Source organism: Pseudomonas sp. NPDC089401, from assembly GCF_044749485.1.
In the GTDB taxonomy this organism is placed as follows: Bacteria; Pseudomonadota; Gammaproteobacteria; order Pseudomonadales; family Pseudomonadaceae; genus Aquipseudomonas.
The window spans coordinates 330,638-355,555 of the sequence record NZ_JBIVIA010000005.1 but is presented as its reverse complement, the minus strand read 5'-3'; the positions used below and the strand labels follow the sequence as shown (position 1 = coordinate 355,555).

The following is a 24,918-nucleotide window of genomic DNA, read 5'->3' as shown; positions in this document are numbered from 1 at the left end:
CATTGGACGGTTCAAGGCAGGCAGTGAGCGCAACCACGCTCATGACGCGCCAATACAGCGCGTCGAATCACAAGGCATTGCGGTATTCGGGCTACCGCTCAGATTTCATAGCGAATTTCTTTGGATGGCGGGTGCCCGAAGAAGGCGCTGTAGGACCTGCTGAAGTGCGTGCAGGAAACGAAGCCGCAGGCGATGGAAACATCGAAGATCGAGGCGCTGGAGTTTTGTATAAGCCGCCGCGCCTCGGTAATCCTTAGTTGGAAGTAATACTTCTGCGGGGTGGTGTTCAACTGGTCCTTGAACAGCCGCTGGACCTGGCGCACCGACAGCCCGACGACGTCGGCAAGTTGCCCTGGGCTCAGCGGCTCTTCAAGGTTCGACTCCATCAGTGCAATGACTTCGCGCAACGGCTTGCTGACCTTGGGCTGCTGCGGCCTCTGGACGCTGCGGTGCTTGCTCTGGTCGGCGTCGAGCCTGTCCAGCACCGCATCTGCGAGCTGCAGGCCGGCGCCATGGGCCAGCCAGTGAATCATCATGTCGAAGGCACCGTTGGGCGTGGCCGAGGTCATCCGGTTCCTGTCGAACACCGAGGGCTCATGGCAGACGTTGGCATGGGGCGCGCGTTCGGCCAGCGCCGTGCGTTGCTCGGCGTGGATGGCGCAGCGATAGCCATCCAGCAGCCCGGCGTCAGCCAGGTACCAGGCACCGTTCCACAGGCCGCCGAGGGCGATGGGGAGCCTGGCGATTTTCCGCAGCAGCGCCGATAACCAGCTCGGTACCGTCCTGGCCGCACGCAAGCCGCCGCAGATCACCATGAGGTCGAGGTCGGACAGGCGAATGTCGGTCAGCGGCGTGTCCGGCCTGACGGGGATGCCCAGGTCGCTGATGACTTCGCCGTGGTCATGGCTGAAGGTATGAACGCGAACGGCGCCCGGCGCGATCAGGTTTGCCGTGACCAGCACATCCAGTGCCTGGGTGAAGCACGGCAACGAGAAGTGCTCGAGCAGGAGAAAGCCTACCCTGGAGGTCTTGCGTTCGGTTTGCGCCTGGCTGATGAAGCCCAGGTTGCGGTCTGCGAACGTACGACTGAATGTTCTTGTAGTTGTATTCATCGGGGCACCCAGCAGCCCAAGCCAGATGCTTGACCCACTCATGTTTCCAGGCGTTTTGGATAACGTTTTGTTATCGGTTCAATGCACGACTTGCGAGTGCGAATAAGAGCGAGCGTATGACACTTGATGGCCAAGGTGTTTTTCTAACATACGGCCCTCTGTTGGCGGCTGTCCAGTGTGAAAGTTAAGTAAGTGTTCGCATGACTTCAAGTTATGCGACATGGAATTTTTATGCCGATGAAAAATCATGGGCACTGCGTAGTATGGGTGTCACTCGCGCTGGATGGGGTCAAGGACGATAGGCTACTTGTCGCCAAGGCACGATGATCCAGACACCGTGGTACTCAAAAATGGCACCAGGCAATACGGCGCTCAGGTGCGTGGAGGATAATAATGAACAGCAACGAAGCCGTGATTGGCCTGATCAAGCAGCGCAAGCCGCGCCATGTTTTGCCGCGTCAGCTTTATCTCGATCCTGAGGTGTATCGCCAGGACCTCGAGCACATCTGGCACAAGGACTGGGTGTTCGCCGGGCATTCGTTCGAAATCCCCAAGGCGGGCCAGTATTTCACCCTGCAGATCGGCGACTACCCGGTAGCCGTGGTGCGCGGCAAGGATGGCGAGGTGCGCGCCTTCCACAACGCCTGCCGCCATCGTGGCGCCAAGGTCTGCGAGCACGCCAGCGGCAAAGTGGCCAAGCTGGTGTGCCCTTATCACAAGTGGACGTTCGAGCTCGATGGCAACCTGATCTACGCCGGCAACATGGGCCCGGACTTCGACCGCGCCAACTACGGCCTGAAGACTGTTCATGTCGAAGTGGTGCACACCTACATCTATGTCTGCGTCGCCGAAAAAGCCCCTGATTTCTCCAGCTTCCGCGCGGCCGTCAGCCCCTTCATCGCGCCGCACTTCCTGGAAAACGCCAAGGTCGCCTTCGAGTCGAACCTGATCGAGAAGGGCAACTGGAAGCTGGTGTTCGAAAACAACCGTGAGTGCTACCACTGCGACGGTACCCATCCGGAACTGCTCAACTCCTTCGTCGAGAACCTGTCGGTGCAAGGCGTGGGCGGTGACGACGATCCAGAGCTGGTGGCCCACTGGGACCGCTGTGAAGCGGCGGGCATGCCAAGCCGCCTGAACATGGACCCGCTCGGGCGCTTCCGCATGACCCGTATTCCACTGTCCGCCGGCGCGGTCAGCTACACGATGGATGGCAAGCCGGCAGTGGCGGGGCGGCTGGACAAGAGCGGCGAGGCGGACATTGGTGCGCTGCTGTACTTCAACTACCCGTCGACCTGGAACCACTTCCTCGGCGACCACGCACTGAGTTTCCGCGTGTTGCCGATTGGCCCGGGCGAGACCCTGGTCACCACCAAGTGGCTGGTGCCTGAGTCTGCGGTGGAGGGCGTCGACTATGACCTGGAGCGCCTCACCAAGGTCTGGATCGCCACCAACGACCAGGATCGGCGCCTGGTGGAAGGGACCCACGCCGGTGTTTCCTCGCCGAGCTACGAGCCAGGTCCGTTCTCGGAGAACGCCGAAAATGGTGTCTGCCAGTTCGATGACTGGTACTGCTCGACGATGCTGGAGCGCCTTGAAGGGCGCCCGCAGTTGAAATCGGTAGGTTGATGCATTGAGAACGAGCGCCGCTCACGCGGCGCATCGCGAGCAAGACTCGCTCCTACCCGTTATTGTTGCCTTATCATCGCTGCTCCAATCGCTGATCGAGGCCGCCGTGTTCAACTTTCTGGTCATCGTCTTCCCCGACTTCAACGCCGCCGCCACCACCGCCTTCGTCGACCCGTTCCGGGCCGCCAACTACCTCAGTGGCGAAAGCCGCTTCCAATGGGCCTTCGCTTCGGTCGAGGGCGGGGGTATCCGCGCCTCCAACGGCATGGACCTGTTTACCCAGTCGCTGGCCAACCTGCGGGAGCAGGCCTGGGACCTGGTGATGCTGTCGTGCAGCTGGGCCCCGGAAAGGCACCACAGCAGTTACCTGCAGGGTGTACTCAGGGCTTGGGCGAGCAGGGGTTGCCTGCTCGGCGGGCTGGATACCGGCACATTCCTGCTGGCCGAAGCGGGGTTGCTCAAGGGGCGGCGGGCCACCGCGCACTACGAGCACATCGATGCGCTGCAGGAGCTGTATGCCGATGTCAGCATCGTCGAAGACCTGTATGTGTTCGACCAGCAGCGCATCACCTGTTGCGGCGGCGCGGCAGCGACCGACACCGCGTTGCAGCTGATTCGCAACCTGCACGGCGAGACCTTGGCCAATGAGGCGGCGCGCTATGTGTTTCATCAGCAGTTCCGCCCCGGCAGTGCCCAGCAGAACCCGGAGGCGCAACAGCCGCTGGGGCATACCATCCCGGTGCCGGTGCGCCAGGCGATCAAGCTGATGGAGCGGCACCTGGAGGAGGTCATCGGCATTCCGGCGCTGTGCGAACAGGTGGGCATCTCCCAGCGCCAGCTCGATCGCCTGTTCCGCCAGGTGGTGCACAAGAGCCCGGCGCTGTACTACCGCGATATCCGCCTGGACCGGGCGCGGGGTCTGGTTACCCAGACCGACCTGGCGCTGACCAAGGTCGGCGTCGCTTCGGGCTTCCCCAACCAGTCGCATTTCTGCCGTGCCTACCGCGAACGCTTCGGCCTGACTCCACGCCAGGACCGCCAGGAGGGCAGGGTGCCGTTCGATTACCGCGCCTGGCCGATGCACCAGCGCGGCATGGCGCGGCCATGACGGTCGTTTCCAGGTGACACTTGCTCAAAAACGACAATGTCCTGAAAAGCATAAAATACGGCGGATTTTGCACATTTAACCACTCGGCCCCAGACCATCATCAACCCCACAGAACGGGCAGGACACCTTGCCCGGAATAATAAAAGGGCCGTTGATATGTCTGAGTTGCTGCATCCTCGCCAATTCGAATCGATCAAACAGGGCTACCACCCGGATCCTTTGCTGTCCCAGTCGCTGCGTGCCGAAGCGTATGTCGAACCGCAATGGTTCCGTCTCGACCAGCAGGCCATCCTGGCGAAAAGCTGGCAGTGGGTGTGTCACGTCGAGAAGGTCCGCGAAGCGGGCAGCTACACCACCGTCGACATCGCCGGGCACCCGATCGCCGTGGTACGTGACCAGGACGGCAGCCTGCGGGCGTTCTACAACGTCTGCAAGCACCGTGCCCACCCGGTGCTGCAAGGTGAGGGCAAGACCCGCCGCATCGTCTGCCCTTACCACTCCTGGTGCTACGGCCTGAACGGCAACCTGGTCGCGGCGCCGCACGTGGGCGGCTTGAAAGACTTCAACAAGGAACAGATCCACCTGACGCCGGTGCAGGTCGAGGAGTTCTGTGGCTTCGTCTACGTCAACCTGGACCCGCTGGCTGCGCCCCTGCACGCGCAGTCCGGCGACCTGGCCAGGGAAATACAGCACTGGGCGCCAGACATCGACAGGCTCACCTTCGCCCACCGCCTGACCTACGAGATCAAGTCCAACTGGAAGAACGTGGTCGACAACTTCCTCGAGTGCTACCACTGCCCGACCGCGCACAAGGACTTCTGCACCCTGGTCGACATGGACACCTACAAGGTGCAGACCCACGGCATCTATTCCAGCCACATGGCCGAAGCCGGCAAAGGCCAGAACTCGGCCTACGACGTGTCCAAGGCCAGCGTGCGCACCCACGCCGTCTGGTGGCTGTGGCCCAACACCTGCCTGATGCGCTACCCCGGGCGCAGCTCGATGATCGTGCTCAACATCGTGCCCATGGGGCCGGACCGCACCTTCGAAACCTATGACTTCTTCCTGGAATCGCCCGAGCCGGACGACATGGAAAAAGAAGCCATTCGTTACCTGGACGAAGTGCTGCAGGTGGAGGACATCGCCCTGGTCGAGAACGTCCAGCGCGGCATGCAGACCCCGGCCTTCGACCAGGGCCGCATCGTCACCGACCCCAATGGCTCGGGCAAGTCCGAGCATGCCTTGCACCACTTCCACGGCCTGGTGCTCGACGCTTACGCACGCTCCGTGAAGCCCTGAGCAGCGGCGGCCTGCCGCCCGAATCCATCCCCTGAACCGCGAGCCTTGCCATGCCAAAGTCCGTCATCATCACCTGCGCCACCACCGGTGGCGTGCACACCCCGACCATGTCCGAGTACCTGCCGATCACCCCGCAGCAGATCGCCGATTCGTCGATCGAAGCGGCCAAGGCCGGCGCCTCGATCATCCACTTGCATGCCCGCAACCCTGAAACCGGCAAGCCCGACCCTCGTCCTGAGCTGTTCCAGGACTTCATGGGGCAGATCCACCGCCAGAGCGACGCGGTGCTGAACGTATCCACCGGCGGGGGCCTGGGCATGACCCGCGAAGAGCGCCTGCGTGCCGCCCTGGCGGTCAGCCCGGAAATGGCGTCGCTGAACGTGGGTTCGATGAACTTCGGCATCTTCCCGATGAAGGCCAAGTACGCCAACTGGAAGCATGACTGGGAGCCGGCTTTTCTCGACAGCACCCGCGACTTCATTTTCCGCAACACCTTTGCCGACATCGAGTACATCGTCAAGGAACTGGGCGACGGCCACGGCACCCGTTTCGAGTTCGAATGCTACGACCTCGGGCACCTGTACAACCTGGCGTGGATCATCGACCAGGGCTGGGTCAAGCCACCGTTCCTGATCCAGATCGTGTTCGGCGTGCTCGGTGGCGTGGGTGCGGACCCGGACAACCTGATGCACATGCACAGCGTGGCGCAGAAGCTGTTCGGCAAGGACTACGAGTGGTCGGTGCTGGCGGCGGGCAAGCACCAGATGGCATTTGCCACCCAGGCGGCGATGCTCGGCGGCAACGTCCGGGTGGGCCTGGAAGACAGCCTGTTCATCGGCGCCGGCGAGAAGGCCAGGAGCAATGCCGAGCAGGTGCTGAAGATCCGTTCGATCGTCGAGCACCTTGGGCTCGAGGTGGCCACGCCTGAAGAAGCCCGGGCGCGCCTGGGCTTGAAAGGTCGCGACAAGATCACCCTGTGAGTGGGGATACGCCATGCATACCAGACTATTGATCAACGGCGAGCTCGTCGAAGGCGCCGCTGCCCCCCTGGCGGTCATCGACCCGTCCACCGGGGAGGCAATCACCAGCGTCGGCCAGGCCGACGAGGCGCAACTGGACGCTGCCGTGCGCGGCGCCCGGGAAGCCTTCGAGGGTTACTCGAAAACCACCCCGGCGCAGCGGGCCGGGCTGCTGCTGGACATTGCCGAGGTGGTCGGGCAACACGCCGAAGCACTCGCCGCACTGGAAAGCCAGAATGTCGGCAAGCCCTGGCCATCGGCGCTCGAAGACGAGATGCCGCTGACCCTCGACACCTTCCGCTTCTTTGCCGGTGCGGCGCGCACCCTGGCCGGCGTGGCGGCCGGCGAGTACGTGGCTGGGCATACCAGCCTGATCCGGCGCGACCCGATCGGCCCGGTGGCGGCCATCGCGCCGTGGAACTACCCGCTGATGATGGCGGCCTGGAAGCTGGCGGCGCCGCTGGCCGCCGGCTGCAGCGTGGTGCTCAAGCCCTCCGAGCTGACCCCGCTGTCGACCCTGCGGCTGGGGCAGCTGCTGGCCGATGTGCTGCCCAAGGGGGTCGTCAACATCGTGCACGGGGTCGGCAGCACCCTGGGGGCCCGGCTGATCAATGCCGACGGCATCGAAGCCGTGAGCATCACCGGCTCGCCGGCTACCGGCAGCGCGGCCATGCGCGCCGCGGCGCAGCAGATGCGCCAGGTGCATGTCGAGCTGGGCGGCAAGGCGCCGGTGATCGTCTACGAAGACGCCGATATCGACAAGCTGGTCGCCACCTTGCGCGCCACGGCGTTCTTCAATGCCGGCCAGGACTGCGCCCAACCCTGCCGGGTGCTGGTCGCCAGCAAGGTCTACGAGCGCGTCGTCTGCGCCCTGGCCGAGGCAGCCGCGTCGATCAAGGTCGGCGCGCCGCGGGCGAGCGGGACGGAAATGGGGCCGCTGGTGAGCGAGCTGCACCGGCAACGGGTGGCGGGGTTCGTCGAGCGTGCCCGCGCCTGTGCCGAGGTGGTCAGCGGGGGCATGGCGCAGCCTGGCGGCGGGTTCTTCTATAGCCCGACCGTGGTGGCCGATGTCGACCACCACGCGGAAATCGCCACCCAGGAGCTATTCGGCCCAGTGATCTCGCTGTCGCGCTTCACGCCGGACCAGGACCCGGTGGCGATCGTCAATGCCAGCCGCTATGGCTTGGCCTCGTCGCTCTGGACCCGTGACAGTGGCCGCGCCATGGCGGCCAGCAGCCGGCTTCGCTACGGCTTTACCTGGGTCAATACCCACGGCGTCGCCACGCCGGAAATGCCCTGGGCCGCGATGAAAGGTTCAGGCCACGGTTGCGACATGTCGGTGTTTGCCCTCGACGCCTACACCAGCATTCGCCACGTCATGCTCGCGCACCATTGAGTGCCAGGCTTTCCCTTCAAAACCGAGGTTCTACTGATGAGTGAATTCCACAATGTCGCGGTAATCGGCGCCGGGGTGATCGGTGCCAGCTGGGCTGCACTGTTCCTGGCGTCGGGGCGCAACGTCGCGGTGCATGATCCGTCACCGACCCAGCAAGCCGATGTGCGCAGCTACATCGACAATGCCTGGCCGACCCTGCGCGAGCTGGGCCTGGTGAATGCCGAGCCGGGCCAACTGAGTTTCCATGACGATGTGGCGAGCGCCGTGCAGCATGCCGACTTCGTGCAGGAAAGCGTGCCGGAGCGCATTGCAGTCAAGCATGAACTCTTCGCCCGGCTGGAAGCGGCCCTCAAGCCAGGCGCCATCGTCGCTTCGTCCGCTTCCGGCCTGCGCCTGGGCGAGATGCAGGCGGGGTGGAAGAACCCGTCGCACTTCATTCTCGGCCATCCGTTCAACCCGCCACACCTGATCCCGCTGGTCGAGGTCATGGGCAACGACAAGACCGCTGCGGGCGTGGTCGAGCAGGCCGAACGGTTCTATGCACTGGTCGGCAAGGTGACCATCCGGGTCAACCGTGAGGTGAAGGGGCATGTCGCCAACCGCCTGCAAGCCGCGCTGTGGCGCGAAGCCATTCACCTGGTCAAGAGCGGCGTCGCCAGCGTCGAGGACGTCGACAAGGCGGTGTGGGCCGGGCCGGGGTTGCGCTGGGCGGCCATGGGGCCAACCCTGCTGTTCCACCTGGGCGGTGGGGCGCAAGGCCTGAGTGCCTTTTGCCAGAAGTACGGCGACAGCTTCAACGGCTGGTGGGATGACCTGGGTGACCCCCGGCTGGATGCACAGACGGCCGCCTTGCTGGTCGAGGGCGTCGCTCAGGAAGCCGGCGCCAGCAGCTGGGCATCACTGGCGAGCGATCGGGACCAGCTGATCACTCAGATGTTGAAGGCAACCGCGCCGCTGCGGCGCCGTTGAGTCCGGGCCCGAGGCGTGCAGCGTCTCGGGCCAGTTAGCCGTGCGTGAGGTTAGCCATGCCTGATGAAGTCCTGAACCTGCAGATAACCGACCTGACCGCCGAAGCCAAGGGCGTCATGGTCATCGAACTGCGCTCAACCACTGGCCAAGCGCTGCCACCGTTCAAGCCCGGCGCGCATGTCGAGCTGCATTTGCCTGGCAACATCGTTCGCCAATATTCCCTGTGCAATGACGCCCGGGAGACTCACCGCTATTGCCTGGGCGTGGGCCTGTCGCCCAGCAGTCGGGGTGGTTCCCGGCACGTGCATCGATCGCTGAAGGTGGGCGACACGCTGAAGGTCAGCCCGCCGCGCAACCATTTTCCACTGCAAGAAGACGCGCCGCAGTTGGTGTTCTTCGCTGGCGGCATCGGTATCACGCCGGTGTGGTCGATGATCCAGTGGTGCGAGGCCAACGGGCGTCCCTGGCACCTGTTCTATCTGGTGCGCAATCGTCAGCGTGCAGCCTTTCTCGAAACGCTTGGCGGGTTTGGCGACCGGGTCACCTTGCATGCCGACGATGAGGCCGGTGGCTTGTTCGACATCGCGGCCGCGATCGCCAGGCAACCGGCCAATGTTCACATCTACACCTGCGGGCCGACCCCGTTGATGCTTGCTGTCGAGGCCGCGGCCAGCGGCTTCCCCGATGGGCAGGTGCATTTCGAATGGTTCACGCCCCGGCAGCCCACGGCTTCGGGGGCGGACAAAGCCTTCACTGTCCAGCTCGCCCGCAGCGGCAGGTCGCTTGAAGTACCCGCGGACAAAAGCATCCTTGAGGTCCTCGAGGCCAATGGCCTTCGTGTGGAAAGTTCTTGCCGGGAAGGCACCTGCGCCTCGTGCGAAATCTGCGTGCTGGAGGGTATTCCCGAGCATCGCGACAGCGTGCTGACAGCCGCGGAGCGCAACAACAACGACGTGATGATGATCTGCGTCTCCCGCTCGCGTTCAGAAAACCTCGTGCTCGATCTCTGAACCGCCCCCCGACTTGTGCAAGGACATAGCCGTGAACGACCTGCTACTGATTCACCAGGCCACCATCGTCGAAGACTGGATCGATTACAACGGGCACCTGCGTGATGCCTTCTACTGCCTGCTGTTCAGCCATGCGACCGATGCCTTGATGGACCATATCGGCCTTGACACGCGCGGCCGCGCGATCCACGGCCATACGCTGTACACGCTCGAAGCCCATGTCAATTACCTGAGCGAGACCCGGCTGGGGGAACAGGTGCAGGTGTTTACCCAGGTGATCGACCATGACGGCAAACGGCTGCACATCGTCCATCACCTGTACCGGCCCAGGGATGGCGAGCTGTTGGCTGCCAGCGAACAGATGCTGATGAACATCGCCGGTGAAACCGGGCGCGGGGCGAAGTTCGCCACGGCCGTCGAGGCGAAGATCAGCGCGATCTTCTGCGCTCACCGGGCGCTACCACGCCCCGGATACTGCGGGCGTGTGATTGGCATTCGGCGCTGAAGCAGCCGTTGCTGCTGCCCGAAAACAACAAGACTGCGTTGCCTCTGAACAACAACAAACCGCCGCTTCCCATGGCTGCCATAGAGAGGACCTGCGTCATGAAACATGCATTGCCCGTCATCTTCCGTTTTACCTTGATCCCTGGCGTCAACGCGCAGGTGGCGCCATGAGAATCGAGACGCGAAGTATCGAGTTCGTGCCGCACAGCGAGCGCTACGGCAGGCCAAGGCGGCTGTTCACGGTGTGGTTCAGCTCCAACCTGCAGGTGACCGCCTTGATGGTCGGCACATTGGGCGTGGCTTCGGGGCTGAGCCTGATGTGGACGCTTGCAGGGTTGGTCGTCGGCTGCCTGCTGGGCACCCTGTTCATGGCGGCCCACTCGGCGCAAGGGCCACATCTGGGCGTGCCACAGATGATCCAGAGCCGCGCCCAGTTCGGTGTCTTCGGCGCCGCCATTCCGTTGCTGGTGATGGTCACGGCTGCCGTGCTGTTCATGGCCGCCAGCGGGGTGTTGCTGCGTGACCCGTTGAAAGCCCTGTTGCCGGTCAGTGACGACCAGGCCATCGTGATCGTCGGCGTGCTGACGATGATCATCGGCGTTGTCGGCTACGAGCTCATCCACCGCCTGGGCGCATGGATGAGCCTGTTGTCCTCGGTGGTGTTCGGCTCCGCCCTGGTCGTGCTGCTGGTGCGAGCGGGCGTGTCCGCGACCGCCCAGGTGGACGCGGGCGGTTTTTCGATGCCGGTCTTCAACCTGGTGATCGCCCAGGCGGCTTCCTGGACGCTGGGCTACGGTCCGTATGTGGCGGATTATTCCCGCTACCTGCCGGCCGATGTGCGCACCCGGGATACCTTCTGGACCACCTATTTTGGCTGCGCGCTGGGCTCCCTGGGCATGATGGCATTGGGGGCGACGCTGGCCGCCGTGGTGCCTGCCGCACTCCAGGTCGACCCCGGGACCGCCGTCGCCAGCCTGTTCGGCCCGTGGGCGAGAGCGGCGTTGCTGGTAGTCGCGCTTGGCGTGGTCCAGTACAACGTGTTGTGCCTCTACAGCGCCTACATGTCCACCACCACGATTTTCAGTGGCTTCGCCAGGCTGCAGCAGGTTCGACAGGGCAGCAAGACCTTGCTCATGGCGTTGCTCACGGTGCTGGCCTGTGCCATTGCCGTGCACACGCAATATCACTTCGACAGGTTCTTTGCCGATATCCTGGTCGGCCAGCTCTATCTTCTGATCCCCTGGAGTGCGATCAACCTGGTGGATTACTACCTGGTGCAACGCGGTCGCTACAGCATCGACGACCTCTACGATGCGCAGGGTCGATATGGCCGTTGGAACAGGGGCACCCTGATCGTCTATGGCGTCTCGATTATCGGCACCGTGCCGTTCATGAAGTTCTCGTTCTTCGAAGGCTACCTGGCCCAGCGCATAGGCGCAGACATCAGCTGGATCGCAGGCCTGGCACTGGCGGGCCTGCTTTACCTGATCCTGCACAGGGGGCAGGCCTTGTCAGGGCGTCGAAAGCCGCTCGAGACAGGCGGAGGGGGTGTCACGAGCGCACGCTAGCAGCTCGAGGCTGCCAACGTGCACCAGCGGTTGGATCAGTCATGAACGTCCAGCGACCTTATCAGCGGTCTTTGTCCTTGTGCTGCTGATGGTCGCTGGCGGGCTTGCCGCCCATGGCGCCCGACTTGTCGGGCGTTTGCTTGTCGCGGGCGTTTTCTCCTTGCCGGCCGGCGGTATCGCGGGTTGCATCCCAGTCCTTGTTCATCTTGTCTTCCGGCATCCGTCCCGATTGCTCACCGCCTTTGTGCTTGCCGGCCATGTCGCCGCCGGATCCATGGCCGCCTTGCTGGCCGGTTTTGCCGGCTTGGGGATTGGTCGTACCTTTGTCTTGATTGTTCGCCATGATCGCTTACCTCAAGTCCAGACACAGGAAGGTCTGTGTTCAACTGTGACTTGGCAGAAATTCAATGCGCTGCAAATGCTTTCTGCATTTCGGACGAGACGCTTTAAGTAACCTTGGGCAAACCTTTAGCGAGCGAAAAGCCAGAGGTATCGATCGAGCGCCGCGCAAGCGGCGCTCGATCTCACAGACGCTGCCGACGCTTCACCGGCCGCTCGGGCAACAGGGCCGCTTGCAGCGCTTGCCCGGCGGGGTGCTCGAAGGCCAGATCAGCGTCCACCACGCGGTCTTCGACGATGCGCCCGGCATCGAGCACCACGACCCGCTGGCAGAAGTGACGCACCAGGCTCAAGTCATGGGTGATCAGCAAAAAAGCCGTGCCGCTGTCCCGCCGCAGTGCCTCGAGCCGTTGCAGCAATTGCAGCTGCAGGACCCGGTCCAGGTTCGACAGCGCTTCGTCGAGTATCACCAGGCTGGGCGAGAGGGCCAGGGCCCGGGCGATGTTGGCCCGTTGCAGTTGGCCACCGCTGAGCTGGTGCGGCAGGCGTGCGGCATGTTCGCCGCGCAGCCCCATCTGCTCCAGCAGTTCGACGGTACGCTCGCGGCGAGCCGCTGCATCCAGGTCGCTCAGGTGCCGCAAGGGTTCGGCGATGCTCCAGCCAATGCTGCGCCGCGGGTTGAATGCACTGGGCGCGTCCTGAAACACCAACTGCACGTTGCGCTGGAATTGCCTTGCCCGCTCCCCCCGCAGTTGGTCGACCGCCGCCCCGGCAAAAACCACCTCGCCCTGGGAGGGCGTCTCCAGCCCCAGCAGCAGGCGGGCGAGGGTGCTCTTGCCACTGCCACTGGGCCCCAGCAGACCGAGCGATTCGCCTGCCTGCAACTGCAGGTCGATGCGGTCTAGCACCGCTAGCCAGCCGCGCCTGCGCAGCAGCCCGCCGGTGGCATAGCCGTGGCTGAGCCCGTGTACCTGCAGCAGGCTCATGGCTGGCTCCCGCAGAGCGTGCTGTGGGCTTGCAGCAGTGTGCGCGCGGTGTCGCTGGCAGGCTGCTCGAAAAGCGTGTGAACGGCCTCGCGCTCGACAACCTGGCCGGCGTCCATCACCACCACCTGGTCGGCGCAGCGGGCCACCACGCCCATGTCGTGGGTCACCAGCAGCACGCCCAGGCCATGCTGTTCGACCAGCTCCATGATCAGGTCGAGAAAACGTGCCTGATTGAGGGCGTCGAGGTCACTGGTAGGCTCGTCGGCCAGCAGGAACGGCGTCTCGGCCATCAGCGCCAGGGCGATCATCATGCGCTGCAGCATGCCGCCGCTGAGCTGGAAGGCAAAGGCCGGCAACACCCGGCCAGGGTCCTGCAGGCCAGCCGCTTGCAGGCAGTCGACCATGCGCGCCTCGGCGTCGGCGCCGCGGATGCCGCGCTGGCGCAGGGTTTCCAGGCCATGGCCGGCCATGTTGCGAACCGGGTTGAAGGCGCTGCGCGGGTTTTGCAGGATCAGGCTGGCCAGGCGGCCGCGCACCTGTGTGGCGGCGAGCGGCTGGCCGTCGAGCAGCAATTGGCCCTGGGTCAGCCTGAGGCCGGCCGGCAGCAGGTCGAGCATGCCCAGGCAGCTCAGGGACTTGCCCGAGCCACTGGCGCCGACCAGGGCGCAGACTTCGCCACGGCGCACTTGCAGGTCGACGCCGTGGACCAGCGCAGCGGTCCTGGATTCGATGCGCAGGCCGCGGGCTTCAAGGGAATAGGGGCTCATCTAGTGATGCTCCTGGGTCGGATCGAGGCGGTCGCGCAGTGCATCGCCCAGCAGGTTGAAGGCCATGACCGAGAAAAAGATCATCGACCCCGGCAGCAACAGCAGCTGCGGGTGGGTCCAGATGAATTCCTTGGCGTCGTTGATCATCACCCCCCATTCGGCGCTGGGCGGAGTGACCCCCAGGCCGAGGAACGACAGGCCCGAGACATGCAGCATCATGTGGCCGATGTCCATGGTCGCCAGTACCAGCAGGGGGCCGGCGATGTTGGGCAGTACATGCTGGCGCAGGCGCGTCCAGCGCGAGGCCCCGGCCAGGCGCGCGGCCAGCATGTATTCACGCCCGCGCTGGGCGATCACCATGCCGCGCACCATGCGCGCATACCAGGCCCAGTGCGACAGGGCGATGGCAATGATCACGTTGCTCAGACCGGTGCCGAGCAGGGCGACGAAGAAAAACGCCAGCACCAGGGTCGGGAAGGCCATGAACAGGTCGCACAGGCGCATCAGCAGCAGCTCGGTGCGCCCACCGACGAAGCCGGCCACGCCTCCGACCAGCAGCCCCAGGGCGAGCACCAGGGCCAGGGTCAGCATCACGCTGCCCAGCGACAGCCGGGTGCCGACGATCAGGCGTGACAGCAGGTCCCGGCCGAGGTGATCGGTGCCCAGCCAGTGGCTGGCGTCGGGCGCCAGCAAGCGTTGGCCGAGGTCGACCAGGTCAGGGTCGTGGGGTGCCAGCGATTGGCCGAACAGCGCCAGGACCAGCAGCAGGCCGACCAGTAGCAGCCCCAGCACGAGCCCCGCCTGGCCGCGCAGTGCCTGGCGTCGATGGATGGCAGACGCGATCATGCACAGGCTCCTTGCAGCCGGCTGCGTGGGTCGAGCCAGGCGTAGCACACGTCCACCACCAGGTTGCAGACCATCAGCAGCCCGGTCAGCAGCAGGGTGAAGCACTGCATGACCGGGAAGTCGCGGTTGAGCACTGCCGAGACTGCGAAGCGCCCCACGCCGGGCCAGGCGAAGATGGTCTCGATCACCAGCGCCCCCCCGATCAGCTCGCCGACCTGCATGCCGGTGGCCGTGACGAAGGGCAGCCAGGCATTGCGCAGCACATGGTCGCGCCAGACCAGGCGCTCGGGCAGGCCGCGGGCGCGGGCATAGGTGACATGGCGCTGGCCGCTGGCCTCCAGCAGGCTGGCGCGCAGCAGGCGGGCGCTGATCGACATCGACATCAGCGCGATGGCCAGCACCGGCATCACCAGGTGCCCGAGCGTGCCCCGGCCCAGCGGCGGTAGCCAGCCCAGCCACAACGAGAACAGCGCGATCAACAGAAAGGCCAGCCAGAAATTCGGCATCGACACACCGAGGAAGGTCACCGCACGCACCAGGTGATCGGGCCAACGGCCTTGCCAGCGTGCCGCCAGCAGCCCGAGTGGAATGGACAACAGCAGGGTGCAGGCCAGGGCCAGGCCACCGAGCTGCAGTGTCGCCGGCAGGTAGTAGAGCAGGTCGTCGAGCACCGGCCGGCCGGTCAGGTAGGACGTGCCGAAGTCCAGGTGCAGGGCCTTCCACAGCCAGGTCAGGTACTGGATGTACAAGGGCCGGTCCAGGCCCAGGGCGTGGCGGACTTCGGCCACGGCGGCATCGGTGGGGGGAATGTGCGACAGGCGCAGGTAATCCAGCGCCGGGTCGGTGCTGCCCAGGTGCAGCAGCGTGAACACCAGCAGCGACACACCGAGCATCACGGGTACCAGCAGCACCAGGCGCAGAAGGATATCGCGCAGCATCTCAGTTTCCTTGTTTTGGCGTCATGGCTTCGAACGGCACATCGAACAAGGTGCTGCCGAACTGCACCTGGTCCACCGAGCTTCGGCGCACGCTGATGGCGGTCAGGTACGACAGCGGCAGGTACACGGCCTGCTCGTGCAGGGTGGTGAGGATGAAGCGGTACTGCTCGGCGCGCTGCTGTTCATCGGTGCTGGCCAGCACCTGGCCGATGCGCGCATCCAGTTCGTCCTTGAGCGCCAAGCCGCGTTGGGCCATGTAGTCGGCGTGGCCGGGGTAGCGCATGGAACTGACGAACGAGTGCGGGTCGTAGGGCGCGCCCCAGGTATCGGCGAAGATCATGCCGAAATCGCCGTCGCGCTGGCGGCGTACCAGCGCGCCTTCTTCCACGGCGCGCAGGTCGATGTGGATACCGACTTTCGCCAGTTCCCCCTGCAGCACTTCGGCCAGGCTCTTCTGCAGGGCGCTGGTGCCGAGGAACACCAGTTCGATGGCCAGTGGCTCGCCCGCCTTGCTGCGCACCGTGGCGCCCGGTGCCAGTGTCCAGCCGGCGGCATCCAGGCCCTGGGCGGCGAGGGCGGGGTCGTAGGGGTAGGGCTTCAGGCCGAGGTCGGCGTAGGGCATGTTGCTGGCGAACAGGGTGTCGGCGCGGGGCTCCAGGCCGTACAGGATCTTGTCGATGATTGCCTGCTTGTGCACCGCCTGGTTGATCGCCCGGCGCACCGCCAGGTCGCGGGTCGCACCGCGCCCGGTGTTCATGGCCAGGGTGCGGGTGGCCAGCGGTGCCGACAGCGCCGTGGCGAAACCCTGGTCGCGCAGGCGCACGAAGGTGCCGGCGGTGATCTCGCTGGCAGCACCCTGGATCAGCTCGATTTCGCCGGCCTGCAAGGCCAGTGCGCGGCTGTTGGGGTCGGGGATGACCTTGACCATCACTGCGCCATAGGCCGGGGTCGGGCCCCAGTAGTGCGGGTTGCGCACGAAGCGGTCGTATTCGCCCAGGCGCGATTCGGCGCGCATCCACGGGCCGGTGCCCAGTGCCTGGCCGGGCTTGGCGCCTGGCGTTGCAAAGCGCAGCGGGCGGACCTGGGCCAGCTCCATCAGCGTGGGGTAGTAGGGGTGCTTGAGGACCAGGCGCAGGGTCAGGCGGTCGGGCGCTTCGATATGCTCGAGGGTGCTGACCAGCTCCATCCAGCGATGCCGCTGACGGTCGGCCAGCAGCGCATCCAGGTTGGCCTTGGCCGCCTCGGCATCGAACGGCGTGCCGTCACTGAACTGCACGCCGTCGCGCAGGGTGAAGGTGTACACCTTGCCATCGGCAGACACCTGCCAAGTCGTGGCCAGCCAAGGCGCCACGGTGCCGGCGGCGGTGTAGCGCACCAGCGGTTCGTAGACCATGGCCTGGGCGTACATCTGGTTGGGCGAGTAGCCGCGCGGGTCGAGCGGGCCGGCGTTGACCGGCCAGGAATACACCAGGGTGGGTGAAGGGTCGGTGTGGGTGTCAGCATGGGCGAATGCGTTCGCGGCCAGTAGAAGGATGCCCAACAGGGCGGGCTTTCGTTTACCTGGCTGCTGCATCACACTGCGTTCCCCTACTCGACGGAGGCGGTAGGCTAGAGAGTGACGGGGATGATGTCTATATAAAATCATCGTGCCGGAAGTAACAAAATGCAACCGATGACCAGGATCTGAACCGCTCTAGAACGGCCATTTCAGGCCGCGATGGCGGACCTGTAGCATGACGCAAGCGCTGATGCGGCCCATCCGACCCTCCCAACTTGAGCCAGGCATGAACCAGACCCTCGACCTTTCTTTTTTCTACCTGCTGGCCACCCAAGGCAGCCTGGCGGCCACTGCACGCGAGCTGGGTGTAACGCCACCGGCAGTGAGCAAGCGCCTGGCGGCGCTGGAAGCGCGATTCGGCGTGCGCCTGGTCAACCGCACCACCCGCTCCATGAGCCTGACGGCGGAGGGCGAGCTGTACTTTTCTCACGCAGCGCGGATCCTCACGCAGATCAATGAAGTGGAACAGCTGGTCAGCAGCAGCCGAGCCACGCCCAAGGGGCTGATCCGGGTGAACGCGTCCCTCGGCTTTGGGCGACGGCATATCGGCCCGGCCTTGGCGGCATTCTTCAGCCGCTACCCGGAAGTGGAAATCCAGCTGGAAATCACCGACCACCCGTTGGACCTGACGGCCCACGGCTTTGACCTGGGTATCCGCTTCGGTACCTTGCCGGATGCGGCCTTCCATGCCCGCAAGATCGCCTCCAACCGCCGCTTGCTGTGCGCCTCGCCGCTGTATCTGGAGAAGTACGGCACCCCGATGCGCCTGGCCGACCTGCAGCAGCACAACTGCATCTTCCTCCGCCAGAACGAGACGCCCTACGGGGTGTGGAGTTTCAACGCGGGCAGCCGCACGCAGAACATCAAGGTCCGCGGTGCGCTCGGCTGCAATGACGGCGAGGTGGCCCTGAACTGGGCCCTGGAGGGTTACGGGATCCTGCTGCGCGCCGAGTGGGACATCGCCCGTTATGTACGCAGCGGCCGCCTGCGCCTGGTGCTCGAAGACGAAACGCCAACCCGGGCGGACGTCTATGCGGTGTATCCCCAGCAACTGCACCTGTCGGCGCGGGTGCGCAACCTCATCGACTTCCTGGTCGAGCGTTTCGCCCACATCGATCATATCGACGACACCGAATGAACGGCGTGCGATTAGTAACTACAGGTTAATTATGTAGTGATTTTCAGTAGCTCATTTCATGGATGTTCCTACTTTACTCTACCCCTATCCGGTCGTACGGAAGTGGCGACAGGGCAAACAAGAACAATCAATGAAGGAAATGGCTGATGAATACATACAAGATTGCTGCTGTACCCGGTGACGGTATTGGGATCGAGGTGATTGCTGCCGGCGTTGAAGTACTCAAGGCCTTGTCGAAAAAGGCCGGCTTCGAGATCTCCTTCAAGGACTTCGACTGGAACTCGGAAAACTACCTCAAGGACGGCCACTATATTCCCGAGGGTGGCCTGGAAGAACTGAAGACCTTCGATGCCATTTTCTTCGGGGCCGTGGGCGCCCTGAATGTCCCGGACCATATTTCCCTGTGGGGCCTGCGTCTGCCGATCTGCCAAGGCTTCGACCAGTACGCCAACGTGCGGCCGGCCCGCGTGCTGCCCGGGGTAAAAAGCCCGTTGCACAACGGCGAGCAGATCGACTGGGTCGTGGTGCGGGAAAACTCGGAAGGCGAATACTCGGGTAATGGTGGCCGTGTGCACCGTGGGCTGCCGGAAGAAGTCGCCACCGAGGTGTCGGTGTTTACCCGTGCCGGTGTCGAGCGCATCCACCGCTTCGCCTTCGAGCTGGCGCAGCGTCGCCCGCGCAAGCATCTGACCCTGGTGACCAAGTCCAATGCCCAGCGGCATGGCATGGTGCTGTGGGACGAGATCTTCCAGGAAGTCGCCAAGGACTTCCCGGATGTGAAAGTCGACAAGGAGCTGGTCGACGCGGTAACCACGCGCATGGTGCTCAAGCCCGCCACACTGGATGTGATCGTGGCCAGCAACCTGCACGCCGACATCCTTTCCGACCTCGCCGCCGCCTTGTCAGGCAGCCTGGGTATCGCGCCGACCGCCAACCTCAATCCGTCGCGCCAGTTCCCTTCGATGTTCGAACCGATTCACGGGTCTGCTTTCGACATCACCGGCAAAGGCGTGGCCAACCCGATCGCGACCTTCTGGACGGCGGCGATGATGCTCGAGCATCTGGGTGAAACGGCGGCGGCCAGGCAGTTGATGTCAGCCATCGAGGCCGTGACCGAAAGCGGCCTGCACACCCCGGACCTGGGCGGCACAGCGACCACCCGCCAGGTCACCGATGCAGTGATCGAACTGATCGATCGCTGATTGCGTACCGCCGTCATCCAGACATAGGGCCGAGTGGCAGGTCGCTGACCTGTCGCTCCGGCATCTCCTGACAAAAATAAAAATTCAGGGTCCTGTCATGAAAAGTCTTCTGGGTAAGTTGTACGTGCAAGTGCTGATCGGCGTCGTCGCCGGTGTGCTGCTCGGTGTGTTCTGGCCAGCCATCGGCACCGACCTGAAACCCCTTGGCGATGCGTTCATCAAACTGATCAAGATGGTGTTCGCCCCCATCATCTTCGCCACCGTGGTGCTGGGCATTGCCAGGATGGAGAACATGAAGGAGCTGGGCCGGGTGGGCGCACGCGCGCTCATCTACTTCGAGGTGCTGTCCACCTTCGCGCTGGTCCTGGGCCTGGTGGTGGTCAACCTGGTCAAGCCAGGGGCCGGCATGAATGTCGATGCGGCGCACCTCGACGCCTCCAGTATCGCCAGCTATACCGCAGCGGCGCAGAGTGGCGGTGGTATCACTGACTTCCTGATGAAAATCATCCCTGCCAGCATCACCGAAGCCTTTGCCCAGAATCAGATCCTGCCGATCATTCTGTTTTCCACCTTGATGGGTATTGCCTTGGCGCACCTCGGCCCGCGGGGCAAACCCATGGTCGATGTGCTGGAGTCTTTCTCCCACGGCATGTTCTACATCGTCGGCATGATCATGCGCCTTGCACCGCTGGCAGCCTTTGGCGCGATGGCGTTCACCATCGGCAAGTACGGCCTGGGCTCGATCGTGTCGCTTGGGAAGTTGGTGGCGACCATGTACATGACCTGCTTCCTGTTCGTGGTGATTGTGCTCGGTTTGATTGCCCGGCTCTCCGGTTTCAGCCTGTGGAGGTTTCTCAGGTATCTCAAGGAGGAGCTGTTTACCGTGCTGGGCACCAGTTCGTCGGAGTCGGTGGTACCGCAACTCATGGGCAAACTGGAAAGGGCCGGCGTGTCGAAGCCGGTGGTCGGCCTGGTGATTCCTTCCGGGCTGACATTCAACCCGGATGGCCAATGCATCTACTACACCATGGCCGCGATCTTCATCGCGCAGGCAACCAACACGCCGCTGACGCTGATGGATCAACTGATCGTGCTGGGAGTATTGCTGCTGACATCCAAGGGCTCGGCGGGCGTCACCGGCTCTGGATTCATCACCCTGGCTGCCACCCTGGCGACGATGGACAAGATTCCGGTCGCCGGCATGGTGCTGCTGCTGGGTGTCGACCGCTTCATGTCCGAAGCGCGCGCGCTCACCAATACCATCGGCAACGCAGTGGGCACCATGGCGATCGCCAAGTGGGTCGGCGCACTGGATGAAAAGCAGATGGAACGGGCCCTCGATGAGCATTCGCGCCCGGCGCCAACGTCGACGAAAACGGCGTCGGCCTCGAATCAGGCGCTGAAAACCCCCGTCACCGGCGCCTGACGTTGCTGCACTAGACAGCCCGCTCGACGTTCACCCGGCCACATGACTCGAAAGGCAAGAGCTGGGCGTCGCTGGCGGCGTCGGTGATCAATGTCCAGCGGCCCTCCAGGGGCGCCCAGAATTGCTGATGGTCACGGCCAAGCTTGCTGGCGTCGGCCAGCACGAAGACCTCGCTGGCCTGCATCAGCATGCGCTCCTTGAGATAAGCCTGCTCGGCCGTTGCCTCGCACAAGCCGCGGCTGGCGACCACGCCATCGGCACTGACGAAAACCTTGTCGGCGCTCAGTCGCTCCAGCATCGCCAATGCCGCCGGGCCCATGGTCGACATGCTTTCGGTACGCAGGTCGCCACCGAGCAGGGTGACCCTGCCTCCCGGCAGTGAACGCAGATGGGGCATCGCCAGCAGATTGTTGGTGATCACATGCAGCCCCTGACGCTCGTTCAGCAAGCGGGCGAGTGCCGCCGTGCTGGTCCCGGCATCGAGCATCAGCGTGTCGTGATCCTGCACGTGCGTCAGCGCCAGGCGTGCCATGCGCGCTTTCTCGGCGGCCCACTGGCTGCTGCGTTGTTCCAGGGACAGTTCGGGTTCACGTGCACCGATGTGCGAGGCTCCGCCATAGGTGCGCATGACCAGGCCTTGCTCGGCCAGTGCCGTGAGGTCACGGCGGACCGTGGCTTCCGAAACGCCAAGCAACGCGCACAGGGTTTCCACATTCGCGTCGGCAGGATTGGCGTGAATGAAATCGAGCAGGTTCTGGCGGCGATTGGCAACTTTCATACGGTATCCGGCGGGCGGTAGGGCGGTAGGGCACTTTACCTCACAATGATGCCCCGCCGCAGATCAGCAAGGTCTGGCCGGTGATGGCGCCTGCCTCGGCGCCCAGGATGAAGGCGGTGTAGGCGGCCACTTCCTCTGCTGCCACGAAGCGGCCGAGGGGCGGCTTGACGGGGGGCGTCCCGACACGACGAGGGTCATGCAGCATCGGGGTGTCGGTGGCACCGGGTGCAATCAGGTTGACGGTAATCCGCCGCGGCGCCAGCTCCAGCGCCCAGCTGCGTACCAGCCCGACCAGCGCCGCCTTGCTCGCGGCATACTGGCTACGGCCGGCGGCACCGGCCATGGTCCGACTGCCGATCACGACGATTCGCCCACCGTCGTGCAGCTTTGCCAGCAACCGGTCCACCAGCTGCATGGCGGCTTCCACATGCACACGCCACATGGCCTGGCCCTCGTCCAGGTCCAATTGCCCCGCTGGCGCCGTGTGCATGAAACCTGCGGCGTGTACCACCGCATGGATCGGGCCGATTTCGGCCAACACCGCGTCGGTCATGGCGCGGTCCGAAAGGTCGACACTGCGCCAGGCAAAGTGTGGGTGATCGATGCCTGGCATCTGCCGCGACAGGCCGAGTACCTGCCAACCGTCCGCGAGCAGGCGGTTGGCGATCGCCAGGCCGATACCCGAACTGGCGCCCGTGACGACCGCTTTGAATTGTGCAACTGGCATGCTTGCCTCCAAGGCCAGGGGGGCTTGCGCCCCGTTGTCGATGTCAGCCAGAGACAGGCAATGGCAGATGCACGTGCTTGATCTTCTGCCGGTAGTACGTGAACGCGACCTGCAGACTGCCGTTGCGAGCCTGGATGATGCTCGGGTAGGAGTACTCACGGTTGAGCTTCTGCTGGGAGTTGTTGGTCAGGCAGAAGCCATCGCCCAGCTCCAGGTCGATGCGTTGCGGCCAGCTGCGCCCTTCGTCACGGGAGATGGCCAGGCTCATCGGCGCCCTGGGAATCCCCCACACCGCTGCACGGCCGTCGGCATTGGCCCCGGGTACCACCCGGTCATCACCCTCGTCCTCGATCTCGTCATACAGCGAGGTGCGTCGCTCGCTGACCCCTTCGGCATTGATCGGGTTGTAGACCAGCGCCAGTTCGCCGCTGGCCAGGCGCACAAACTGGATGGAGGAGTTGTTGTTCGGCAGTTCGGTCGGCACCGGGACGGACCAGGTGCGCCCGTTGTCGGTCGAGCGAGACTCATGCACATGGTCGGCCCAGCGGCTGCGGAACAACCCGAGCAAGCTGCCGTCGGCCATCTGCTGGACGTTCATGTGCACCAGGCCAGTGCTCTGCGGCACATCCCGGCGCTGCCAGGTACGCCCGGCATCGCTGGAAATCATGACTGCGCTGACATCGTGGCTGCCGACCCACTTCTCGCCGGGCAGGGCAATGCAGTACCAGACCGGCAAGACCCAGTCGCCGTTGGCGAGCACGGCCGGGGGATGCCGCACGAAGATGCCCGCCTGATCGAACAGGGTCTCGATCGGCCCCCAGCTCAGCCCGCCGTCGTTGCTCAAGCGACGGCGGATGATGGCGGTTTCCTGGTTGCCGGATACCTGGGCCGTCCAGATCAGCCACAACGGCCCGTCGGGCGCCTGGAACAGCAGCGGGTTCTGCTCCGATCGGGAGGGGTCGTCACTGAGCTTGACCGGCTCACTCCATTCACCGTCCGGCGCTTTGCGCGAGAGCAGCACGAAAATGTCGGGCATGCCCTCCTGGGTGCCTGCGAACCAGGTGCAGAGCAGCGTGCCGTCCGCCAGCTCATGCAGGTTGGCGGCGTGGTTTTGCGCATAGGGAGTAGGCAGGAACGCATCCTGGCGTGGGTCAATTGGCATTGGAAGTCTCCGGTTTGATGCTGGCGCGTGGGGCCGGCAGGCAGCGTTCGATGAGGATCACCAGCGCCGGGGTGGCCAGGGCAATGTACATGTTGTCGATGCCATAGGGGTTGTTCAGCAGGTACCAGGCGCTGGTGGTGACCGTGGATGCGGCCAGGCCCAGGGTCGCGCCACGGCTCGTTGCGAAGAACGGCAGGTAGATCGCGACCAGCGCCACCACGGTGATGGACAGCCGCAGCGCGCGGGTGAAGAACGACAGGTTGAGGATTTCCGGCACGAACAGCACGAACACCAGCGGCACGAAACCGATCACCAGGCCAATCAGCTTGGTCATGCGAAATTCACGCTCGGCGTTGGGCTTGAACATGGGCACGTAGAAGTCGCGCACCACCAGCGAGGCGATGGCCAGGGCCACGGTACTGACGCCGACGAAGATCGATGCGACCAGCGAGATGGTCACCACCCCGGCCATCCAAGGGCTCATGGACTGCAGGAACACCGGCATCGCGTACAAGCTGTTCATGTCCGGGTACAGATACTTCGCCGCGACACCGATGAAGCCGAGTGCCAGCGAGATCGGCAGGCACAGCAGCGCTGCCCAGAAGGTCGAGGCCTGCGCCGCTTTTGCATTGCGGGTGGAGCAGATCGCCTGAATGATGAACTGGGTGGAGAAAATCGCCCCCGCCGTACCAATGATCCAGGCCAGCACCCTGGAGCCGCCGATGGCGCCATCCCAGGTGAAGTAATGCTCGGGCAGGCCCTGGTGGACCTTGTCGAACCCGCCGCTCAGGGACAGCGCCGTGCCGACCACGATCAGGATCCCGGCATATTTCACGGCGGTATGCAGGATGCTGACGTAGGCAATGCTTTTCAAACCGCCAAACACGTAATAGAGCGTACTGATGATGGCCGTGATGAAGGCGGCGACCGGCAGGTTGATCTTCAGCACCGTGGCAATCGCCGCGGCGCCGCTGATGTAGTTGCCGACGTTCACCAGCAGCAGGGCATAGATCATGATCACCGAGACCATCAGCTTGGTCGAACGGCCGTACTTCTTCTCGATGAACCCGGAGATGGTGAACTCGCCCGAGTTGTACAGCTTGCGGGCCATCAGCAAGCCGAACAACGGGAAGCCGATTGCCGCGGCGATGACTGACCAGGAGGCGGCCATGCCGCTTTCGAATGCAGCCTGGGCCGTGCCCACGGTGGATTTGGCGCCGATGTATTCGCTCATCATCAGGATACCGACGACATAGGCCGGCATGCTGCGCGCTGCGACCATGTACTGTTCGCTGGTGCGGCTGCGCAGGCGCAGGCTGAGCCAGGTGGTGAACAGGATGTAGATCACCACCATGGCGATGATCAGTAGCGTGTCTTGGTTGTTGAAGGTTTCCATCTCTATCGCTCCGCAATTGTTGTTCTGGGTGGGGCGGATAA

Annotated in this window: 24 protein-coding genes; 13 read left to right on the top strand and 11 right to left on the bottom strand. The window is 64.1% G+C overall.

The window, feature by feature from the left end; translation table 11 throughout:
• Nucleotides 1–98: 98 nt before the first annotated feature.
• Entirely contained in the window at nucleotides 99–1,112 is a 1,014-nt protein-coding gene (locus ACIP21_RS14725; RefSeq protein ID WP_400688589.1) for a GlxA family transcriptional regulator, read from the bottom strand.
• Nucleotides 1,113–1,505: 393 nt separating this feature from the next.
• On the opposite strand from ACIP21_RS14725, the gene ACIP21_RS14720 reads away from it, so the two are divergent.
• The 10 genes from ACIP21_RS14720 to ACIP21_RS14675 all read left to right on the top strand — a co-directional run bounded on the left by ACIP21_RS14720 (nucleotide 1,506) and on the right by ACIP21_RS14675 (nucleotide 11,614).
• A complete protein-coding gene (locus ACIP21_RS14720) occupies nucleotides 1,506–2,741 on the top strand; it encodes an aromatic ring-hydroxylating dioxygenase subunit alpha (protein ID WP_400688587.1) in 1,236 nt (411 codons plus the stop codon).
• Between the two features lie 106 nt (nucleotides 2,742–2,847).
• Nucleotides 2,848–3,849 (top strand): GlxA family transcriptional regulator, encoded by a 1,002-nt coding sequence (locus tag ACIP21_RS14715; protein WP_400688585.1) that lies wholly within the window; start codon nucleotides 2,848–2,850, stop codon nucleotides 3,847–3,849.
• A 156-nt stretch (nucleotides 3,850–4,005) separates the two neighbouring features.
• A complete protein-coding gene (locus ACIP21_RS14710; RefSeq protein ID WP_400688583.1) occupies nucleotides 4,006–5,148 on the top strand; it encodes an SRPBCC family protein in 1,143 nt (380 codons plus the stop codon).
• A gap of 50 nt (nucleotides 5,149–5,198) precedes the next feature.
• Nucleotides 5,199–6,128 (top strand): 3-keto-5-aminohexanoate cleavage protein, encoded by a 930-nt coding sequence (locus ACIP21_RS14705; protein ID WP_400688581.1) that lies wholly within the window; start codon nucleotides 5,199–5,201, stop codon nucleotides 6,126–6,128.
• Nucleotides 6,129–6,141: 13 nt separating this feature from the next.
• Nucleotides 6,142–7,563, top strand: a complete 1,422-nt coding sequence (locus tag ACIP21_RS14700; protein WP_400688579.1) for an aminobutyraldehyde dehydrogenase — start codon at nucleotides 6,142–6,144, stop codon at nucleotides 7,561–7,563.
• Nucleotides 7,564–7,599: 36 nt separating this feature from the next.
• A complete protein-coding gene (locus ACIP21_RS14695) occupies nucleotides 7,600–8,532 on the top strand; it encodes a 3-hydroxyacyl-CoA dehydrogenase NAD-binding domain-containing protein (RefSeq protein WP_400688577.1) in 933 nt (310 codons plus the stop codon).
• A 56-nt stretch (nucleotides 8,533–8,588) separates the two neighbouring features.
• Nucleotides 8,589–9,542, top strand: coding sequence for a PDR/VanB family oxidoreductase (locus tag ACIP21_RS14690; protein WP_400688575.1), 954 nt, complete (start codon nucleotides 8,589–8,591; stop codon nucleotides 9,540–9,542).
• 31 nt (nucleotides 9,543–9,573) lie between these two features.
• Nucleotides 9,574–10,047, top strand: a complete 474-nt coding sequence (locus tag ACIP21_RS14685) for a thioesterase family protein (RefSeq protein WP_400688573.1) — start codon at nucleotides 9,574–9,576, stop codon at nucleotides 10,045–10,047.
• 8 nt (nucleotides 10,048–10,055) lie between these two features.
• Nucleotides 10,056–10,217, top strand: a complete 162-nt coding sequence (locus tag ACIP21_RS14680; RefSeq protein ID WP_400688571.1) for a hypothetical protein — start codon at nucleotides 10,056–10,058, stop codon at nucleotides 10,215–10,217.
• Nucleotides 10,214–11,614 carry a purine-cytosine permease family protein gene (locus ACIP21_RS14675; protein ID WP_400688569.1) on the top strand — a complete coding sequence of 467 codons (1,401 nt, stop codon included), beginning with the start codon at nucleotides 10,214–10,216 and terminating at the stop codon, nucleotides 11,612–11,614. The genes ACIP21_RS14680 and ACIP21_RS14675 overlap by 4 nt, the downstream gene beginning before the upstream one ends.
• 61 nt (nucleotides 11,615–11,675) lie before the next feature.
• On the opposite strand, the gene ACIP21_RS14670 is transcribed toward ACIP21_RS14675, so the two are convergent.
• The 6 genes from ACIP21_RS14670 to nikA all read right to left on the bottom strand — a co-directional run bounded on the left by ACIP21_RS14670 (nucleotide 11,676) and on the right by nikA (nucleotide 17,063).
• Nucleotides 11,676–11,957 carry a hypothetical protein gene (locus tag ACIP21_RS14670; protein ID WP_400688567.1) on the bottom strand — a complete coding sequence of 94 codons (282 nt, stop codon included), beginning with the start codon at nucleotides 11,955–11,957 and terminating at the stop codon, nucleotides 11,676–11,678.
• Between the two features lie 181 nt (nucleotides 11,958–12,138).
• Nucleotides 12,139–12,939, bottom strand: coding sequence for a nickel import ATP-binding protein NikE (gene nikE / locus ACIP21_RS14665; protein WP_400688565.1), 801 nt, complete (start codon nucleotides 12,937–12,939; stop codon nucleotides 12,139–12,141).
• Nucleotides 12,936–13,706 carry a nickel import ATP-binding protein NikD gene (gene nikD, locus ACIP21_RS14660; protein WP_400688564.1) on the bottom strand — a complete coding sequence of 257 codons (771 nt, stop codon included), beginning with the start codon at nucleotides 13,704–13,706 and terminating at the stop codon, nucleotides 12,936–12,938. The genes nikE and nikD overlap by 4 nt, the downstream gene beginning before the upstream one ends.
• Nucleotides 13,707–14,552: a nickel ABC transporter permease subunit NikC gene (nikC, locus tag ACIP21_RS14655; RefSeq protein WP_400688562.1), complete on the bottom strand. Its 846-nt coding sequence runs from the start codon at nucleotides 14,550–14,552 to the stop codon at nucleotides 13,707–13,709.
• The gene (nikB, locus tag ACIP21_RS14650) at nucleotides 14,549–15,490 is read right to left on the bottom strand and encodes a nickel ABC transporter permease subunit NikB (protein ID WP_400688560.1); all 942 of its coding nucleotides are present in this window, start codon (nucleotides 15,488–15,490) and stop codon (nucleotides 14,549–14,551) included. The genes nikC and nikB overlap by 4 nt, the downstream gene beginning before the upstream one ends.
• 1 nt (nucleotide 15,491) lies before the next feature.
• Nucleotides 15,492–17,063, bottom strand: a complete 1,572-nt coding sequence (gene nikA / locus ACIP21_RS14645; RefSeq protein WP_400688559.1) for a nickel ABC transporter substrate-binding protein — start codon at nucleotides 17,061–17,063, stop codon at nucleotides 15,492–15,494.
• Nucleotides 17,064–17,274: 211 nt separating this feature from the next.
• Here nikA and ACIP21_RS14640 point away from each other — a divergent pair, with 211 nt between their 5' ends.
• The 3 genes from ACIP21_RS14640 (at nucleotide 17,275) to ACIP21_RS14630 (ending at nucleotide 20,814) form a co-directional block, all read left to right on the top strand.
• Nucleotides 17,275–18,186, top strand: coding sequence for a LysR family transcriptional regulator (locus ACIP21_RS14640; RefSeq protein WP_400688557.1), 912 nt, complete (start codon nucleotides 17,275–17,277; stop codon nucleotides 18,184–18,186).
• Nucleotides 18,187–18,332: 146 nt separating this feature from the next.
• Nucleotides 18,333–19,388 carry a tartrate dehydrogenase gene (locus ACIP21_RS14635; RefSeq protein ID WP_400688555.1) on the top strand — a complete coding sequence of 352 codons (1,056 nt, stop codon included), beginning with the start codon at nucleotides 18,333–18,335 and terminating at the stop codon, nucleotides 19,386–19,388.
• Between the two features lie 97 nt (nucleotides 19,389–19,485).
• Complete coding sequence (locus ACIP21_RS14630; RefSeq protein ID WP_400688553.1) at nucleotides 19,486–20,814, top strand: dicarboxylate/amino acid:cation symporter; 1,329 nt, start codon at nucleotides 19,486–19,488, stop codon at nucleotides 20,812–20,814.
• A gap of 10 nt (nucleotides 20,815–20,824) precedes the next feature.
• Here the strand turns inward: ACIP21_RS14630 and ACIP21_RS14625 are convergent, their stop codons facing one another.
• Genes ACIP21_RS14625 through ACIP21_RS14610 form a run of 4 tightly spaced genes read right to left on the bottom strand, consistent with a single transcriptional unit; the run spans nucleotide 20,825 to nucleotide 24,877 of the window.
• Nucleotides 20,825–21,592, bottom strand: coding sequence for a DeoR/GlpR family DNA-binding transcription regulator (locus tag ACIP21_RS14625; RefSeq protein WP_400688551.1), 768 nt, complete (start codon nucleotides 21,590–21,592; stop codon nucleotides 20,825–20,827).
• Nucleotides 21,593–21,632: 40 nt separating this feature from the next.
• Entirely contained in the window at nucleotides 21,633–22,319 is a 687-nt protein-coding gene (locus ACIP21_RS14620; protein WP_400688549.1) for an SDR family oxidoreductase, read from the bottom strand.
• Nucleotides 22,320–22,362: 43 nt separating this feature from the next.
• Nucleotides 22,363–23,481 carry an exo-alpha-sialidase gene (locus tag ACIP21_RS14615; RefSeq protein WP_400688547.1) on the bottom strand — a complete coding sequence of 373 codons (1,119 nt, stop codon included), beginning with the start codon at nucleotides 23,479–23,481 and terminating at the stop codon, nucleotides 22,363–22,365.
• Entirely contained in the window at nucleotides 23,471–24,877 is a 1,407-nt protein-coding gene (locus ACIP21_RS14610) for a sodium:solute symporter family protein (RefSeq protein WP_400688545.1), read from the bottom strand. Before ACIP21_RS14610 ends, ACIP21_RS14615 begins: the two co-directional genes overlap by 11 nt.
• Nucleotides 24,878–24,918 lie beyond the last annotated feature (41 nt).

Bases quoted from the DNA above. Each gene is read 5' to 3' on its own strand.
- ACIP21_RS14725 (WP_400688589.1), bottom strand. From the start codon at position 1,112: ATGAATACAACTACAAGAACATTCAGTCGTACGTTCGCAGACCGCAAC.
- ACIP21_RS14720 (WP_400688587.1), top strand. From the start codon at position 1,506: ATGAACAGCAACGAAGCCGTGATTGGCCTGATCAAGCAGCGCAAGCCG.
- ACIP21_RS14710 (WP_400688583.1), top strand. From the start codon at position 4,006: ATGTCTGAGTTGCTGCATCCTCGCCAATTCGAATCGATCAAACAGGGC.
- ACIP21_RS14705 (WP_400688581.1), top strand. From the start codon at position 5,199: ATGCCAAAGTCCGTCATCATCACCTGCGCCACCACCGGTGGCGTGCAC.
- ACIP21_RS14700 (WP_400688579.1), top strand. From the start codon at position 6,142: ATGCATACCAGACTATTGATCAACGGCGAGCTCGTCGAAGGCGCCGCT.
- ACIP21_RS14695 (WP_400688577.1), top strand. From the start codon at position 7,600: ATGAGTGAATTCCACAATGTCGCGGTAATCGGCGCCGGGGTGATCGGT.
- ACIP21_RS14690 (WP_400688575.1), top strand. From the start codon at position 8,589: ATGCCTGATGAAGTCCTGAACCTGCAGATAACCGACCTGACCGCCGAA.
- ACIP21_RS14675 (WP_400688569.1), top strand. From the start codon at position 10,214: ATGAGAATCGAGACGCGAAGTATCGAGTTCGTGCCGCACAGCGAGCGC.
- ACIP21_RS14670 (WP_400688567.1), bottom strand. From the start codon at position 11,957: ATGGCGAACAATCAAGACAAAGGTACGACCAATCCCCAAGCCGGCAAA.
- nikE (WP_400688565.1), bottom strand. From the start codon at position 12,939: ATGAGCCTGCTGCAGGTACACGGGCTCAGCCACGGCTATGCCACCGGC.
- nikD (WP_400688564.1), bottom strand. From the start codon at position 13,706: ATGAGCCCCTATTCCCTTGAAGCCCGCGGCCTGCGCATCGAATCCAGG.
- nikC (WP_400688562.1), bottom strand. From the start codon at position 14,552: ATGATCGCGTCTGCCATCCATCGACGCCAGGCACTGCGCGGCCAGGCG.
- nikB (WP_400688560.1), bottom strand. From the start codon at position 15,490: ATGCTGCGCGATATCCTTCTGCGCCTGGTGCTGCTGGTACCCGTGATG.
- nikA (WP_400688559.1), bottom strand. From the start codon at position 17,063: ATGCAGCAGCCAGGTAAACGAAAGCCCGCCCTGTTGGGCATCCTTCTA.
- ACIP21_RS14640 (WP_400688557.1), top strand. From the start codon at position 17,275: ATGAACCAGACCCTCGACCTTTCTTTTTTCTACCTGCTGGCCACCCAA.
- ACIP21_RS14635 (WP_400688555.1), top strand. From the start codon at position 18,333: ATGAATACATACAAGATTGCTGCTGTACCCGGTGACGGTATTGGGATC.
- ACIP21_RS14630 (WP_400688553.1), top strand. From the start codon at position 19,486: ATGAAAAGTCTTCTGGGTAAGTTGTACGTGCAAGTGCTGATCGGCGTC.
- ACIP21_RS14625 (WP_400688551.1), bottom strand. From the start codon at position 21,592: ATGAAAGTTGCCAATCGCCGCCAGAACCTGCTCGATTTCATTCACGCC.
- ACIP21_RS14620 (WP_400688549.1), bottom strand. From the start codon at position 22,319: ATGCCAGTTGCACAATTCAAAGCGGTCGTCACGGGCGCCAGTTCGGGT.
- ACIP21_RS14615 (WP_400688547.1), bottom strand. From the start codon at position 23,481: ATGCCAATTGACCCACGCCAGGATGCGTTCCTGCCTACTCCCTATGCG.
- ACIP21_RS14610 (WP_400688545.1), bottom strand. From the start codon at position 24,877: ATGGAAACCTTCAACAACCAAGACACGCTACTGATCATCGCCATGGTG.